Source organism: Photorhabdus luminescens subsp. luminescens (assembly GCF_001083805.1).
In the GTDB taxonomy this organism is placed as follows: Bacteria; Pseudomonadota; Gammaproteobacteria; order Enterobacterales; family Enterobacteriaceae; genus Photorhabdus; species Photorhabdus luminescens.
This window is the reverse complement of record NZ_JXSK01000005.1, coordinates 110,518-127,446: the sequence shown is the minus strand read 5'-3', so window position 1 is coordinate 127,446 and position 16,929 is coordinate 110,518. Positions and strand designations below refer to the sequence as shown.

At 39.7% G+C, this 16,929-nt stretch carries 16 protein-coding genes; 12 read left to right on the top strand and 4 right to left on the bottom strand.

What is annotated here, in order from left to right; genetic code table 11:
- Nucleotides 1–6: 6 nt before the first annotated feature.
- The gene (locus tag TI10_RS13740; RefSeq protein ID WP_049583970.1) at nt 7–246 is read left to right on the top strand and encodes a FeoC-like transcriptional regulator; all 240 of its coding nucleotides are present in this window, start codon (nt 7–9) and stop codon (nt 244–246) included.
- An 835-nt stretch (nt 247–1,081) separates the two neighbouring features.
- Here the strand turns inward: TI10_RS13740 and TI10_RS13735 are convergent.
- Entirely contained in the window at nt 1,082–2,299 is a 1,218-nt protein-coding gene (locus tag TI10_RS13735; protein WP_162202276.1) for an MFS transporter, read from the bottom strand.
- Between the two features lie 859 nt (nt 2,300–3,158).
- Between TI10_RS13735 and TI10_RS13730 the strand changes: the two genes are divergently transcribed.
- The 5 genes from TI10_RS13730 to TI10_RS13710 all read left to right on the top strand — a co-directional run bounded on the left by TI10_RS13730 (nt 3,159) and on the right by TI10_RS13710 (nt 8,311).
- The gene (locus tag TI10_RS13730) at nt 3,159–3,800 is read left to right on the top strand and encodes a hypothetical protein (RefSeq protein WP_049583967.1); all 642 of its coding nucleotides are present in this window, start codon (nt 3,159–3,161) and stop codon (nt 3,798–3,800) included.
- A gap of 125 nt (nt 3,801–3,925) precedes the next feature.
- A complete protein-coding gene (locus TI10_RS13725; RefSeq protein ID WP_049583965.1) occupies nt 3,926–4,810 on the top strand; it encodes a phytanoyl-CoA dioxygenase family protein in 885 nt (294 codons plus the stop codon).
- Between the two features lie 54 nt (nt 4,811–4,864).
- The gene (locus TI10_RS13720; protein WP_049583964.1) at nt 4,865–5,848 is read left to right on the top strand and encodes a phytanoyl-CoA dioxygenase family protein; all 984 of its coding nucleotides are present in this window, start codon (nt 4,865–4,867) and stop codon (nt 5,846–5,848) included.
- 10 nt (nt 5,849–5,858) lie between these two features.
- Nucleotides 5,859–7,511 (top strand): B12-binding domain-containing radical SAM protein, encoded by a 1,653-nt coding sequence (locus tag TI10_RS13715; protein WP_049583963.1) that lies wholly within the window; start codon nt 5,859–5,861, stop codon nt 7,509–7,511.
- Between the two features lie 2 nt (nt 7,512–7,513).
- Nucleotides 7,514–8,311 carry a TylF/MycF/NovP-related O-methyltransferase gene (locus TI10_RS13710; protein ID WP_049583961.1) on the top strand — a complete coding sequence of 266 codons (798 nt, stop codon included), beginning with the start codon at nt 7,514–7,516 and terminating at the stop codon, nt 8,309–8,311.
- A gap of 10 nt (nt 8,312–8,321) precedes the next feature.
- Here the strand turns inward: TI10_RS13710 and tyrS are convergent, their stop codons facing one another.
- Both tyrS and bioH read right to left on the bottom strand, forming a co-directional pair.
- Entirely contained in the window at nt 8,322–9,521 is a 1,200-nt protein-coding gene (gene tyrS, locus TI10_RS13705) for a tyrosine--tRNA ligase (protein ID WP_049583960.1), read from the bottom strand.
- A 551-nt stretch (nt 9,522–10,072) separates the two neighbouring features.
- Nucleotides 10,073–10,855 (bottom strand): pimeloyl-ACP methyl ester esterase BioH, encoded by a 783-nt coding sequence (bioH, locus tag TI10_RS13700; RefSeq protein ID WP_049583959.1) that lies wholly within the window; start codon nt 10,853–10,855, stop codon nt 10,073–10,075.
- A gap of 39 nt (nt 10,856–10,894) precedes the next feature.
- On the opposite strand from bioH, the gene gntX reads away from it, so the two are divergent.
- The 6 genes from gntX (at nt 10,895) to glpD (ending at nt 16,066) form a co-directional block, all read left to right on the top strand.
- A complete protein-coding gene (gntX, locus tag TI10_RS13695) occupies nt 10,895–11,578 on the top strand; it encodes a DNA utilization protein GntX (protein WP_049583958.1) in 684 nt (227 codons plus the stop codon).
- 59 nt (nt 11,579–11,637) lie between these two features.
- A complete protein-coding gene (gene nfuA, locus TI10_RS13690; RefSeq protein ID WP_049583957.1) occupies nt 11,638–12,213 on the top strand; it encodes a Fe-S biogenesis protein NfuA in 576 nt (191 codons plus the stop codon).
- Nucleotides 12,214–12,352: 139 nt separating this feature from the next.
- Nucleotides 12,353–12,688, top strand: coding sequence for a thiosulfate sulfurtransferase GlpE (glpE, locus tag TI10_RS13685; RefSeq protein WP_049583956.1), 336 nt, complete (start codon nt 12,353–12,355; stop codon nt 12,686–12,688).
- Nucleotides 12,689–12,696: 8 nt separating this feature from the next.
- A complete protein-coding gene (glpG, locus tag TI10_RS13680) occupies nt 12,697–13,545 on the top strand; it encodes a rhomboid family intramembrane serine protease GlpG (protein WP_049583955.1) in 849 nt (282 codons plus the stop codon).
- A 17-nt stretch (nt 13,546–13,562) separates the two neighbouring features.
- Nucleotides 13,563–14,321: a DeoR/GlpR family transcriptional regulator gene (locus TI10_RS13675; protein ID WP_049583954.1), complete on the top strand. Its 759-nt coding sequence runs from the start codon at nt 13,563–13,565 to the stop codon at nt 14,319–14,321.
- Nucleotides 14,322–14,563: 242 nt separating this feature from the next.
- Nucleotides 14,564–16,066 (top strand): glycerol-3-phosphate dehydrogenase, encoded by a 1,503-nt coding sequence (gene glpD, locus TI10_RS13670; protein WP_049583953.1) that lies wholly within the window; start codon nt 14,564–14,566, stop codon nt 16,064–16,066.
- 343 nt (nt 16,067–16,409) lie between these two features.
- Here the strand turns inward: glpD and TI10_RS13665 are convergent, their stop codons facing one another.
- The gene (locus TI10_RS13665) at nt 16,410–16,601 is read right to left on the bottom strand and encodes a hypothetical protein (protein WP_049583952.1); all 192 of its coding nucleotides are present in this window, start codon (nt 16,599–16,601) and stop codon (nt 16,410–16,412) included.
- Between the last annotated feature and the right edge of the window lie 328 nt (nt 16,602–16,929).

Here is a 16,929-nt window from a genome sequence, read left to right as displayed (position 1 = left end):
TTGAAAATGATTAGCCTATTACAAGTAAGGGATGCCGTCGCTCTGAATGGACGGGTAGATGCTAAATTGCTGAGCCACCAGCTTTCTGCTTCATTATCGATGGTAGAAGCGATGCTTGAACAGCTCACCGTAATGGGCAAATTGGAAAAGATTAATGCAACTGCCTGCCTAAGCGGCGGTTGCAAACAATGCCCTGAAACACAGAAATGTGATACGGCGGTTTATAGGATTGCTGGAGAGTGTTAATCATTTAAAACAACGTAACCAATGTATAGTCACTGTTTAATCTCGCAAAAAACACAATTAAGGACAGGTTCTAACTGTAATACTTTGCTAACAAAAATATCTCTGATAAAAGGGAGTGCATATTTTTAGCAATGTGATGAACTTTCTTTCTCATAATACCCTGATTTTATGAGACAAAAATGTTTAAAAAATTGCAAAACCAAAAACTACAATTGATCTAAGGGCTAAAATCTAGTTGAGAACTATGCCAGAAGTAACATAAGAGTGAAGAATGCCAATAAATGACAGGAGATTTATGCTACCCTTTTAAAAAGTAAAGCTGATGATAAAATAAAGGCATATGCAAACCTAAACACTATTTGTCGACAACATAAAAAAGTGAAATCATCTTTTGATGATTTAGATATTAATTTATGCGCTCTTACTATCATTATTTTTTAAAGAATAGTTATAAGCCATTTTCCACGGACCATAACGTTCAGGCAAAGTGCGCTACGAAACGCCGAAACACAAGATTCAAAGCATACCATTAATCACCCGACGATATTCAACCGCAGCGAGAGAGCTGCAAGACCAGGATTTTTTAGGCTTCGTCAGACAGTTCATAACGGGCTATACAGTTGCCCAAAATAAAAAATCATACGATTATCATACCACCGAACTATTAAGGTAAGGGACACAACCTAAAATAAGTTGCTCTACAGATATATTAGATAGTGTGGCTCGGTTAGCAAAATATCTCAGGGAGGTATCCATGACTATTCAAATCATAAATATCACTAGAGAATAGGTGAAAATATTTAATTCAAAGAAAGTGTAAAATGAGAAATAATTACTATTGTTTTATATAGGCATGATTTACAACTAGAAGGATAAAATAAGAAAAAGAAATTACGACGATAAGAATAAAAAAGATATAAGGGGATTTGTAATATGAAATTAAATATCCCATCAGAACAGGACTGACAGCTGCACCTAAATTGCCCAAGTTTTGTATTGCGAAATAATGTCCCTTTAATCCCTCAGGTGCTATATCGTCAGTAAGTGCGTAAAGGACAGGGATGAAAATGATCTCTCCTAACGAGAAAGAAAATATTGTAATTACCCAATAAATTAAGTTCTGTTCAGAATATATAAAACCAAAAATACCAAGGATAAAAAAAATTACTCCTCGCGTCAGCCATTTTCCTATATCACCATCTTTGATATGCTTTCCAACATGATATTGAAATCCTATAACAACCACAGCATTTGTTACCATCATTGCAGCAATAGCTGTATATGAAAATTCTTTATTTGTAGAAACTATTAAATATTGAGACAAGTAGCTAATAGTACTACCATATACAAAAGATCCGAGTAATGATGAAATGGTTATCAGAAACAGTAAATGATTATTTAAAGGTTTTATATGACTGAAAGTATCTGTCAGCAATCTATTATTATTCTGTGATAATATAGGTAAGCCGTGAAAAAATGAAGAGTAGTATATTATAATAAATATCATCGGGAACACCGCAGTAAGACCAGAAAATATGAAAGAGAAACTATGATTATAACCTGAAAATAATGTGCCAATTAATGGACCAACGGCCCACCCTATGTTAATAAGCGTGTAGTTTAAAGAAAATAATCTTATCTTAATACTTCGCGGTAAATAATCAGAAAAATAACTCTTTAATAGCACCTCAAATAATGAGTAAGCTAAGTTCACAAGAGCGAGAAGAAAAGAAATAAGGATTATGTTTTTAAAATATGGAAAAATTAAAAAACAAAATAAAAAAACTAAAAGTGAAGATAGAATAGGAAATTTAAATTTTTTATTGTCAGCAAACATGCCTCCAACTAAGCTGGTTATTATTCCGAGTATCATAGATGAAGATATAACATATCCAATAATGACAGGACTAAAATTAAGTTCTACAGATAAATATATAGCTAAATAAGGGATTGATGCTCCACGGCCAATCGTTAATAATAAGGATGAGAGGAGAAAAAATGATACCGTCTTCTCGTTTTTAAATACATGTAATAAATTAATATTATAATTCATGATATTGATTAAATTCTCCTTTGTCTTATTATTTAATACAAAGAGATACATATTTTATCATTATGAATACCATCAAATCCTTCTAAAACAACAAATAAATCCGTTATTAATCATTAGCAAGATAGCAGAAAAATCCCTAAAGTAAATGGAAATGACCTTAAGTATAGATCTTATTTTTTGTTTTCGATAATATTATGAAAAAATAATTACTCCCCATTATTTTTCGATGACCGTCAGCCGATACCTTTTAAACGTATAAGGTAAAATCCAACGGTAAGCATTACTTGTGATTGTAGAGTCTGTAAGTCATTTCCAAAGAAAATCATTCGGAAAAAAATAAATTTAATTAAATTAATAATAATATTAATTAATTCATTTTTGATGCTGTTTTTTTAGGAACATTCATTCAGAAATTAATATGATTATTGTTATTTTTCTCAAATATTTTATATGCAATAGGTTATAATTGCATTTACCATAAAAAGCACTTCTAGTTAAAATTAGAATTTCAACATTAATTTATTGATATTTAAAAACAAAAAATTAAAAATGACATCTAATCTCCGACAATGCGAATAAAGTCTATAAGAAATTAAATTGATCTTTTATAAGAATATTGTTATTAGAACATGTGGTATGCGGTTCCTGTTCTATATATTTTTATTAATTCAATGCAACCAGTTGCATTTCAGCTATACTCAATTATGATTTATCATAACCCATATCAATTTTTTATGCTTCAAATTGCATGGTATCGAGAGCATTGAGTCATTTGATGTAAGTTGTAGCGTTGTATGTTGTACCCGTATTTTCATATTGAAATGTTCCGTATTGTGATCATGTCATTTAGGAGAAAATTATGGAAAACGTTCATGCTAAAACTATCAGTACAAACCATATCATCAGTTCAGAAATGGTAAGTCAAAATGAGCTATGTCGTATATCAGACAATGCAGATGCTATCAGAGCTAAGGCAATGGAACTCACAGATTCTTGGGAAGGAGTGATGTTTGCTCTGTCTGAGGAGGAACTAGAAAATATTGCACTAGCGTTAGAATTTTCACCAGATGTTGCTGGCAAAATACACAATAAGCTCAAAACATTAAGATATGCCAAAATACAATCTCAAGCAGGTCCTTCTTTCATCGTAACTTATCATATCTTAGATGTCAGTTTGCTAGCTCTAAGGGGAGTAACATGTTTTGACAATGCGCTTTCTCATGTAAATGATTTTAATCTACAATCCATTCTGAACGAGAATCAGGACACCTTCCAGAAAATCCGTGCAACCCTGCCGGAACATGCTGCACGTATGAACTTCAAGCCTGAAACCGCTGCGGCTGTTCTGAAAGCCTTAGGTGCAAATATTTCCCCAGATCTGCTTTATGAGCTTTGCCCAAAATATGGCACAAGCTCAGTTATCGATCTGGAAGGTCGACGTGGTGTTACCACGGAATTTATCAGGTGTGTAACACTTACTCTCGGGACGACACTGGCATAGTTCATCATAATGCTCATATCTGGTGCTGTTTTTCTTGCAGCACCAGCTTTTACTTATTTACAACTCGACCTGAATATTTTTTGATCTGTTATTTTCTTGGTAACTTTTTATATATGGAAAGGAAAATGTGTTCTGATATAAATAGATTAAAACCTGGACTAATAAAGAAATATAAAGAAGAGGGATTTCTTCTTGTTCCTTCTCTTATTAGCAAGGAAGATTTAATAATCTTGGAAGTAACCATTCAAAATATCATCAGAGATGTCGAAAATAACGAAACAGTTACCCAAGTTCTTGAATACGAAAATACTCAATTTGATGGTCGTTGGCTACCAAGAAGATTGTTTAATCCCTTTGAATTACATGAGCAATTCAGACGAATCGCCACTTCAGAACAAATTCTCGGGCATGTTATGTCTTTGATAGGCCAGGATATAGCCCTCCAACATAGTAAACTTAATATGAAACCGCGAAAAGTCGGTGCCGCTGTAGAATGGCATCAGGATTTTACTTATTTCCCACATACTAATGACGATCTTGTTGGTGTACTTATTTATCTGGATGATGCTACTTCTGAAAACGGCTGCCTAGAAGTTTTGCCACGTCAACATATGCGATCCTTCGATCATTCACTTCCTGATGGATCTTTTGCCGGAATGATTACAGAAGAAATAGATGAAGAAAATTATGGTCAACCTGTTACGTTAGCAGCCAAAGCAGGCAGTACAATATTTTTACATCCTTTTACTCCTCACCGTTCAGCTCCTAATGTTTCAGAGCAACCAAGAAAAACGTTAATTTTCGAATACAGAGCAACTGATGCTTTCCCGATATATACAGGAAGCCAACTAGTATCGATGGAGTCATACGTTCATCACCTTCATGGTAATCCTGCCACACACGCCCGCTTTGGTGGCCCCCCTCCTGCTATCTACACACCAAAAGATATACCTAAATCTCTCTATGAGCTTCAGGAGGTTTCGAGAAAAATTTTGAAACCAGAGGAGTAATTCTGCTGCATTAAAGTTTCAACTCTACAATTTATTTCATTTGGGAGGTGTAAAATGCTTGGTAATCAATGTGCAAATATTATCGATCAGTACAGGAATGATGGTTATGTTGTTATACGTAACGTTCTTAATCCAGTTACAGATCTTTTACCGGTTATAAAAGAATACGGTGAGCTTGCAAATAAGCTTGCCAGACAATGGTTGGGGCAAGGAATTATTACAAGTTATGATAAAAATGTACCTGAAGAGAATCGAATTTTACAGTTAATGAAGCAAACCAATGGAAACTGTTTTCAGGAGCTTGATATTACACTTCCAGTAGAAGCCGAAATTAAGAAGGACTCTCCAGTACATTTAGGAGAGGCAATATTCAATCTCCTGAGAAACCAGACAATCCTTGACGTAGTAGAAAATATTATTGGGTCCGAAATTTATTCAGTTCCCGTACAACACATGCGCATTAAACCACCTGAAGCACAGATTACAGATAAAACTCAAAGTCACACGCTTACGTTAACGGGAAAAACCTTCTGGCATCAGGACTTAGCGGTTGTGACCGAGGATGCTGATAGTACCGATATGCTGAGTGTCTGGTTACCCCTGAATGAAGCAACCGAAAAAAACGGTTGCTTGGTTGTGATACCCGGAAGCCACACTAAAGGACTTATGCACCATTGTGATACCCCAGTTTTACAAGGGATTCCTGATTCATTGGTAGGCACAAACATACATCCTATTCCCGCGAAACCAGGCGACATGGTGCTTCTTCATCCTCTTATAATACATGCCTCCTTATCCAATATCAGCACACACGGGAGGTGGAGCCTTGATCTGCGATACTGCCCTACTGGTCAACCGACAGGTCGACGATGGTTTCCTGGTTTTATTGCGAGAAGTAAATCTCACCCTGAAAAAGAATTATCTAATTATGAAATTTGGGTCGAATCATGGCACTTTGCAAGACAAACCTTAGCCGAGCAGCCTCACCCAAAATTCGATCGCTGGGATAAAAATGATCGCAGCCCTTTATGCGCATGAGGAGAAACTAATGTTAGATCTCTCCCTACTTCGAGATTCTGGTTCGTTTTCGATCAATTGTGGCTCCCCACGACTTGCTCTCGTCCATCATGGCTTTCGTACAACGCAACTAGGAGCAACTGACAAAAGGCAGGATAAATATGCCGCTAGATATGCGTCACTGGGGTTACTTAATCTGGCTCGTTCTGCTCAAGTGGACTTTGAGCGTGGTCATATACCTTTTCAACCTGAAATACAATATTTCGATGAGGATAATTTTACAGATGACGTAGAACTGGCAAAAGCCATAAGCGATTGGTTAAGGCCAGTTAAAGCGAGATTTGTACTAGTCAGCCTGTATTCATTGGCATTTGAAAGGACAAAGAATATGCTGTCCAATCTCAACCCCGAAGAAGTCTGCATTATGGTTGGTGGGGCACACCCAACCGTAGCTCCTGAAATTGATTTCGTACATCTTGTAGCAAGGGGGGAAGGAAGAAATGCACTAAGGCATGTTCTTAAGCTGTTCCTGCATCCTGAATTTGGCGTGGGGAACGAAGCGCGTGGTTTGTGTTTCATGTTAGATGGTAAAGTTCAAATGGGAGAAATCGTATTTGATAAATCTCTTGAGGATATTCCCTCACCAGCCTTTTCCTATGAACTAATACAGAGTAATACTAGCTTAGCAGGGAAGCCGCAGGAAAGATGGTGGAAAGCAGTAGGAGAATCGCAACAAATTTATATTTGTACACAAAGCTGCCGAGCTCGCTGTACATTTTGTTCAACATATCTTATACATGGGAAGCTAGTTTCCCGACCAGTTGAGTTAATTGCAGGAGATATTGAGCACCTTTTAACATTCGGCCATGACTCAATTCAGTTTCATGATGACGATCTACTCCAACATGAAAATTTACATGAACTTCTTGATTTGCTCTCAGAGTTTAATATTGCATGGACTTGCAATGCAAGGTCAGAAGTAATTACACCAGAACTTGCTCACCAAATGTACGATGCAGGATGCAGAAAAGTTTTTTTAGGGGTTGAATCGTTAGATCAGAGAAGCCTAAATTATTATAACAAAGCGACCACCGTAGAAATGAATATAAATGCGGTAAATGCATTAAACGGTTCAGGTATAGGAGTTATATGTGGATATATCATTGGCGCCCCCCATGACACAGTTGAAAGCATCTTAGCGGATTTAGATCGAGTTTTAGCTTTACCTATATATTTCCTAGCCACAGCAATACTAACACCAGATATAGGTACTGTTGAATACCGCAGAGCTTTAAGGCGGATACCTTTGCTGCAAGAGTTAGGTAACGATGGGACGAAAATGAATATTAGACCACGTCCTGAGATATTTGGAACTTCAGCCCCATATGGTTTACCAACTGTAGCTGAAGCTATATCTAAGGAAGAGTTAAATGAGCTTTATGCCCTTATTAATTTTGAATTTTTCGTAAGGAAAGAATATATTAATAGGATAATAAAATATACACCAAATGATAGGTTAGGTGAAGCGCTTTCATGGTGTTCACTACAGAAGCTGAAAGCAGAAGAATTGGCAGAAAGCGCAACACTGACCTTAGTACAAAAGAGAATTATTCAGTTACTTCAAAAAATTGATGCAGACTATCCGTATTATGGTGTTCTTTCTGAATTTGCTGAGGCTAGATAATTATGAAACCAGAAAAAGAAATTGTCCCTTTTTTCCCCGAGATGATACAAAAGCTGATAAGTGAAGGGAAGGATCCACACCACTATGTTATTCAGGACTTCATGGAGGACAAATCATTGGGTTTATCCAAATTGGATAAACAAAGCCTTGTTGACAGTCACTATTTAATTTCAAAAGAGATCATCAGTCCACACAGCACAGAAGATATATTTACTTTTATCAAAGAAATATTATCAATACCATCATCACGGGAAGGTTGTATCGTGGAAGCGGGAAGTTATAAAGGCTCAAGTACAGCCAAGTTCAGCCTGGCTGCTAACTTAGCAGGTAGGGAACTTGTTGTTTGTGATTCTTTTATGGGCCTTCCGTTTCATAATGAAGTTCATGGCATCAGTATTGAGGGAAGGGAAGCGGTGTTTAGAGAAGGTGATTTCGCAGGTTCCCTTCAGGAAGTAAAAAGTAATATTATAAAATATGGTAATATCAATTCATGTACATTTATTAAGGGATGGTTTGAAACATCTTTGGCTAATTGGTCACGACCAATAGCTGCAATCTATCTAGATGTCGATCTTCAAAAATCAACTCGCGACTGTCTCAAATATCTGTATCCATGGTTGGTGCCAGGTGGCAGTCTTTACTCACAAGACGGCCATTTACCACTTGTTCTTGATGTTTTTGAGGACGTGAATTTTTGGCACAATGAAATAGGTACTCAGCCACCCAAAATAGTGGGTATCAGGAAAAAGAAACTAATAAAAATAACAAAACCTGATACACCATCTTTACCACTACTTTAATAATATTCTTTCAACTGCCAATACGAAATTTATATCGTTTACCTATCCATATAAGCGTGCCCGGGATAACCTCAATCTTTTTAATTTCATTATTTTCTTTATTTTTATCAATACGAACAGCTCCTGAACGAATTAACCGCCTTAATTCGGAACGGCTTATCATTGGTAGAGCTACTGAACAAAGATCCAGCAATGTTATATAAGAGCCTTCTGGTAAAATCAATACACCATGATCAGCCTCTTCAGGTGTCCGCTTTTGTATTACGCGCTCAAAATGTTCAGCAGCTTCCTTTGCAGATATATCATCGTGATATCTTTTAACAATATTATAAGCGATATCTTTTTTGACCTTCATTGGGTTAATACCCAATTTTAATTGACTGACTATCGCAGACTGTTTCTCTACCTCCATATCTGTAGCAAGTGTCAAATAATTAATAATCACACTGTCAGGAATTGACATTACTTTGCCATACATATCATTTGCGTTATCGGTTAGCCCGATATAATTATTTTTTGACTTACTCATTTTTTCAGTGCCATCTAGCCCTTCTAATAATGGCATTGTTATTACTACTTGCCCTTTTTTCTCATAGGCTTCTTGAAGTGTTCTTCCTACCAAGTTATTAAATAACTGATCTGTTCCACCAAGCTCGATATCAGAATCAATCATAACTGAGTCATATCCTTGCAGAATTGGGTAAATAATCTCATGCAAATGGACTGGCGCTTTTGATTCAAATCGGGTTTTGAAATCATCTCGGTGCATGATTTGTGCAAGAGTGATTTTAGAGATTAACTTTATGACATCACTGAATGGCATGTTGCTAAACCATTCTGAATTTTTCCTTATTTCAATATTTTCGATATTTACAACTTTTGCAAGCTGATTTATATAAGTCTGACTGTTTTCATGAATTTGTTCAGGTGTTAGCGGAGGACGAAGTTTATTTCTTCCTGTCGGATCACCAATCCCAGCTGTAAAATCCCCAATGATAACGACAATCCGGTGTCCCACATCTTGAAAATCTTTAAGCTTTCGTAGTACAACCGAATGACCCAAATGTAAATCAGGTGCAGTCGGGTCAAAACCTAATTTTATTGTCAATTTTCTATTTTCTTGTCTTGCAAGAGCAAGTTTATCCTGAAGTCCTGCGGGTGGCTCCATAATTGCGATGTTTGAAAGCAATTTATCAATATTTTCTTTCATATAGTTAACCTAAATAATTATGCTCATTAATGATGAATAAAACAGCTTCATACCATGTTTATAACAATCTCTATTGTCAAGTAAATAATTGTTCATTCTGGTCTTGTTGCATTAACGGCGATGTAATACACAAAAATGTATCACTTGTTTTTTTAGTCAGATAACAGTTGTATTAGCCAAACCGCCAATAAAACGGATGCCTTGAGCCTCTGGATTAATCGACTGAGAGAAAAAAACAGTTTTAATCGTACCGTGGTAGTACTGGCAAAGTAAGTTGACACATATCGCGTAGGTTATTATTTCTCGGCAAGAAATTTATACCCCAAGAAGAATTTGCACGGAAAACGGCTAATGTAAAGTTAAATTAAGTTATTTGTGCTGCAAAAATGAAAGGGATATTCAAAGTAACTCATTGTTAAGAAAACGAAGACGGTGAAAAACAGGTCAAGCGACGCCCCGAAACCCTGTTCAGCTTTTAGGCTATAAAAACCGACTAAACGTTAAGGACAGAGCGTGCTAATGCTTCATCAAGTAGGCTGGATATACGAAAGCTAGCCGTTTCTTAATTCTCTACTAACAAACTCAGTCAACAACCCAACAAACTCATCTGGATGAGAAATAAAAGGCGCATGAGCGGCATGACGCATCATGGCTGAAACTGAACTCGGCCATTTTTCATCAAGAATATTGAGGATTTTTCTTGGCGCCAACCCATCCAGATAACCGTAAATACGCAGGAATGGGATGGTAAGCTCAGCCAAAGGCTCTCTTAAATCTTCGGTACGCAAAATTTCCAGACCAACATGCAGCACTTCAACAGAAGGTATCGGCAGTGCCAGCACAACGGATTTCAGTAATCGCGCATCTTGACGGGCGCTATCTGTGCCTAATGTCTGTAAAGCAAGAAAACGCTCAACTGTGCGCTGGAAATCTTCACTAAGCTGATGTTCGAAATCGCGCAAAACTTCCGGCTTAATCCCCGGCCAGTCACTTTCTGCGCTAAAATGCGGTGAAGAAGCCACGGTAATTAATCCGGCAACCTTATCCTGATGGTCAAGCGCAATCCGGCTGGCAACTAATCCTCCCAACGACCAACCTAGCCATAACGCATTTTCCGGCGCATATCGCCAAACTTCATCCGCCATGTCTGCAAGATTCATCGGGCCATATTTCTGGCTACGGCCATAACCCGGTAAATCCACCAGATGCAAACGAAAATGCGGAGCGCATCGCATTTCAATGGAACGCCAAACTTCTGCATTCAGCCCCCATCCGTGCAGCAACACAAGATCACGCGAATCTCCCGCAGAAGTCTGCCAAAATAGATCAGCCATTGTTATTCTCAACTTTATTTGCCATCAAGGAAGAAACCTATGCTAACAATGGTTGGGTACTGTTGGCTATGCCGTCAGCCTCTTTGGTTTCCACATCATGGAGTATGCAGTTTTTGCAACAAGCGACTGAAACGTTTGACAAACATGTGCCCGTGCTGCGCTCTGCCCTCAGAATTCCCTTCACTGCCTTGTGGACGCTGCCTCAAAAAACCTCCTCTATGGGAGAATATGATAGCGATTACCGACTATTGCCCACCCTTGAGCGGCCTGATTCGTCGCTATAAATATCACAGCACCCCGCAACTTGCGTCAGTTCTGGCGCGTCTGTTTCTGCTGCACTGGCAACAGGGCTATCGTGATGGACGATGGTATAAACCCAACATTCTGCTCAGTGTGCCACTGCATCGGCATCGGCGTTGGAAACGGGGATTTGATCAAAGTGTATTAATGGCAAAGCAGTTATCAGAATGGCTACAATGCGATTACCAGCAAAGCTTTCTACAACGGACGCATGCTACACTACCACAAAGAAATTTATCGGCAGCACGGCGTAAGGTTAATCTCAGAAAAGCATTTCAGCTTTGTGGCTCCGTCGCGGGACAACATGTCGCCATACTTGATGATGTAATTACCACCGGCGCGACCATGACTGAGATCTCCCGTTTGTTAATTCGTGCTGGCGCCCGTTCAGTGCAGGTTTGGGCGATTTGTCGAACCTTGTAGTCAATACAAGAATGGGCGTATTATGACCAACTATAGCAGTCAACTATTGAGCAAATGATATGATTAATATTACTGAAGCAGCGCAAGCTCATTTTGCCAAATTACTGGCAAACCAAGAACCAGGTACACAAATTCGCGTATTTGTCATCAATCCAGGCACCCCTACCGCTGAGTGCGGCGTATCTTACTGCCCGCCTGATGCTGTTGAAGCGACAGATACTGAACTGAAATTTGATCAACTGTCAGCTTACGTTGACGAACTGAGCGCCCCCTTCCTTGAAGAAGCAGAAATTGATTTTGTCACCGATCAGTTAGGCTCTCAGCTAACATTAAAAGCCCCTAACGCCAAAATGCGTAAAGTGTCTGACGACGCCCCACTTGTCGAACGTGTGGAATACGTTTTGCAGTCACAAATTAATCCACAATTAGCCGGGCACGGCGGCCGCGTCAGCCTAATGGAAATCACTGATGATGGTTTTGCTATCCTTCAATTCGGCGGCGGCTGTAATGGCTGTTCAATGGTTGATGTCACCCTGAAAGAAGGGATTGAAAAAGAGTTGCTGAATATGTTCCCGGAGTTAAAAGGGGTAAGAGACTTAACTGAGCACCAACGCGGTGAACACTCTTATTACTAATAATGTATTACTAATAATGCATTACTAATAACGTATTACTGATAACAAATTTTCCCGCTCGGATAATCGTCGGGAAAACATTATTACAATAATAACCAACTGGATAATCTCTAAGTTCTTAAGAGCAAGTCAAATATATATGGAACATTTTCAAACCATCAGCCTTGAGCAGGCTTATCAACACTGGCAGGATAAATCCGCCATTATGGTGGATATCCGCGATCCGCAGAGTTTCCGGGCAGGTCATGTATGCAACGCTTTTCATTTAACCAATGACACACTGAATGAATTTATGTTACAGGCCAATTTCGATCAGCCAGTTATGGTCATGTGTTATCACGGCCATAGCAGCCAGAATGCCGCTCAGTATTTATTAAACATCGGTTTTGAAACTGTCTACAGCATTAATGGCGGCTTTGAAGCCTGGCGCAGAGACTATCCTCACGCTGTTGACTCCTTACATAATCCGGCATAACACACCCCATGATCCGCGTAATCGCTATTTCAAACCCGCGTCTAGCGCAAGCCTTTATTGATTATATGGCAACCCATCAGGTCCATCTCACTATGCGTCCCGGTCACGATGGGCAACACGTCGAACTGTGGCTAGAAGATGACACGAAACTTACTATGGTTCAGCAAGAGCTGGAGCAATTTACTCGCGATCCGCTAAATGAACGTTATCAAGCGGCCAGTTGGCAATCTGGCGATGTAAATCACCCATTGAAGTATCACAATAATCTGAATTGGCAATATTTAAGTCGTCAAGCTGGCCCATTAACCATTACCGTTTTACTCCTAAATATCGCCGTTTATCTCTGGATGCAATTTGCCGGGGATTATCAGGTGATGTCCTGGCTGGCCTGGCCTGACGATAGCCAACATATGGAGCTATGGCGTTGGGTCACCCACGGCTTACTGCACTTCTCACTACTGCATATCATCTTTAATCTCATGTGGTGGTGGTATCTTGGCGGGCAAACAGAAAAGCATCTCGGTACAGGAAAACTGTTTGTGATTATGATTGTTTCCGCTGTTTTTAGCGGCTGGGGACAATCATTATTCAGTGGTTCTCATTTTGGCGGTCTTTCTGGGGTTGTTTACGCTTTAATTGGCTATGTCTGGCTAACCGGTGAACGCTCGCCCGAACGTAATATTGGCGTTCCCCGTGGTTTGATGGCTTTTTCGATCTTCTGGCTGATTGTTGGACACTTCGATGCATTTGGGCTATCCATTGCCAACGCCGCCCATTTTTCCGGTTTAATTATCGGTTTACTGATGGCGTTGTGGGATAACCGTCATACATTCAAAAATAATAACCGGCATTTTTAGAAACTTAGAGGACTATCGTGAAGCAAACTCAACGGCATGATGCAATAGTTGAGCTGGTACGCCTTCAGGGCTACGTCAGCACTGAAGAGTTGGTTGCACACTTTGATGTCAGCCCCCAGACTATCCGCCGTGATTTGAACGATTTGGCAGATAAAAACAAAATACAGCGGCATCACGGCGGTGCCGCATTGCCATCAAGTTCAGTTAATACTGCTTATCATGACCGCAAGATCATGTGGTCAGAAGAGAAAGCGCGTATTGCGCAACGTGTTGCTAGCCATATCCCGGATGGCGCAACCCTGTTTATTGATATTGGCACGACCCCCGAAGCTGTCGCTCACGCATTGTTAAATCATAAAGATCTGCGGATTGTCACTAACAACCTCAACGTCGCTACTCTGTTGATGACAAAAGAAGACTTTCGCTTAATTCTGGCGGGTGGGGAGATTCGTTCCCGTGATGGCGGGATTATCGGTGAAGCCACCTTGGATTTTATCTCTCAGTTCCGGCTCGATTACGGTATTCTCGGCATCAGTGGTATTGATATGGATGGATCATTACTGGAATTTGATTACCATGAAGTACGCATAAAACGCGCAATTATCGAAAACTCCCGTTGCGTTATGCTAGTCACTGACCATTCTAAATTTGGCCGCAATGCTATGGTCAATTTGGGTAATATGAACCTCATTGATCACCTATTTACTGACCAACTTCCCCCGCCAAGCATCCAGAAAGTGATTGAACAATATAACGTTCAGCTCGAACTCTGCTGATAATTTTTTCTACATTTGGGGATAGCGCTATCCCCTATCTCCCCTTGTCGATCCACCGTTAAGCCATCTTTTAACTCCCTTAATTAATGCCATGTAAATTATATGGACATGACAATATTTGTTATCTATATCACGCGAACATGTTTTTTCTTAACAAATAGTTGGCTATTGATCGATTTCTGATTACAATCTTGAGCGAAAACGCGCATTAAAGAACTATTTCGAACATTTTAGGGGGATGCATGGAAACTAAAGACTTGATTGTAATCGGCGGCGGGATCAACGGCGCCGGGATTGCAGCCGATGCTGCTGGCCGGGGACTCTCTGTTCTGTTGCTGGAAGCACAAGACTTAGCTAAAGCCACGTCATCCGCCAGTTCAAAACTGATCCACGGTGGCTTACGCTATCTGGAACATTATGAATTCCGTTTGGTCGGCGAAGCGCTGGCAGAACGTGAAGTTTTACTGAATCTTGCGCCACACATCGCTTTTCCGATGCGTTTCCGCCTGCCGCACCAGCCACACCTGCGTCCAGCATGGATGATCCGTATCGGCCTGTTCCTTTATGACAATTTAGGAAAACGTGTTAGCCTGCCCCGCAGTAAGGGACTGAAATTCGGCGCTAATTCTGTTCTGAAACCAGAATTAATCCGCGGTTTTGAATATTCTGACTGCTGGGTTGATGATGCTCGTTTAGTTGTCCTTAACGCTCAGGAAGTTAAAAAACATGGCGGGGAAGTCCGTACCCGAACAAAAGTGACCCGTGCATGGCGCGAACAAGGTGATTGGATGGTTGAAGCCGAAGATCTACGTACAGGTAAGACCTATACTTGGCGTACAAAAGGTCTGGTTAATGCTACCGGTCCTTGGGTTAAAGAATTCTTTGACGATGGGCTGAAATTGAAATCACCTTATGGTATTCGCCTGATCAAAGGCAGTCATATTGTGGTGCCAAGAGTGCATGATGAGCCGCAAGCTTATATTCTACAAAACGAAGATCACCGTATCGTATTTGTTATTCCTTGGATGGATGAATTTTCCATTATCGGAACCACTGATGTGGAATATCAAGGTGATCCAAAAGAGGCGAAGATTGACGATCAGGAGATTAATTATCTGCTGAGAGTTTATAACGACCACTTCAAGAAACAACTTAGCCGCGACGATATCGTCTGGACCTATTCTGGCGTACGTCCACTGTGCGATGATGAATCCGATTCACCTCAGGCCATTACACGCGACTATACCCTTGATATTCATGATGAACACGGCAAAGCACCATTACTGTCTGTGTTTGGTGGTAAGTTAACCACTTACCGTAAGCTGGCGGAACACGCAACCGAAAAGCTCCTTCAATACTATCCCAATGCCGGAAAAGCCTGGACCAAAAATGGTCAGTTACCGGGGGGTAATCTGGAAGGGTGCGATCGTGATGGTTATGCCCGTTTACTGCGTAAGCGTTACAACTGGTTACCGGAAGGCGTTGCTGTACGTTATGCACGTACTTACGGCAGTCACAGCGAACTGATTTTGCAAGATGCTAATAATCTGGCAGATCTGGGTAAATCCTTCGGTCACGGACTGTATGAAGCAGAGCTTCGTTATCTGGTTGATAATGAGTGGGTTGTTGAACTGGATGACGCAATCTGGCGCCGGACCAAATTGGGTATGTGGCTGAATGAAGAACAGAAGCAGCGCGTTGCAGCATGGTTGGCGGAGAATGCTAAACCTCGTAGCGAGATTTGATTTTTCTTCACAAAAAATCATTGATCTTCCAGTTTAGGAAACTCAATTACCGCGAGAATGTTAAAAACTTTCTCGCGGTTTTTATTTTGTTCGATTCTCTTTCCAACTAACATGGATTTTGGCAACTATCTATAACATTTTTTTAAGCTGGAAAGCTGATATTTTTCCATTTTGATCAGTTAATTATAATCTTCCTATGGTGGGAAAAATGCCGACTATAACAACTGGCCGATCTTATGAAAAATTACACTGATTAATCGAATCCACCTTAACTAGTTATTCATATCTATTTAAATCGTCGATTAATGTACTTAATTATCGAATAACAACGACTTAGTGACTATCACTGCCACTCTTCACGTAAACTATTCTGATACTCCGATCCATCCAACTTTTTATCTTTCCACAAGCCAAAAGTACTATTACTATGTTCTAAAATATTCGTCTCAAGATAAGCATCTGCTGCTTTTCGGATATGCTCAACACATGACTTATCAGGAAAACGCTCTTTTAAAATCTCAAGTGCTCTGATCATTTCCTCTGGAGGATCTATACCCGTTATCTTTCAAGTTGCCTCTTTGTTGGCTGCACTCACTCACCCCGGTCACATAGCTATCTATGCTCCCGGGGATTCGCTCCCTTGCCGTCGCGATGCATCTTGAAATCCATTGGGTATATATTAACTCTTGTCACAACAGTCACATTTATATCTTCCTTATATATCATATATATATGTCATACATCTCATCAATTTAACCATATTTTTTAACCCGAAAATCACCGCTACAATTAATCTACAGACTTCATTATGAAAATAGCTATTGATCATGCAGATATAAATATACCAAAAATTCTCATTTTCT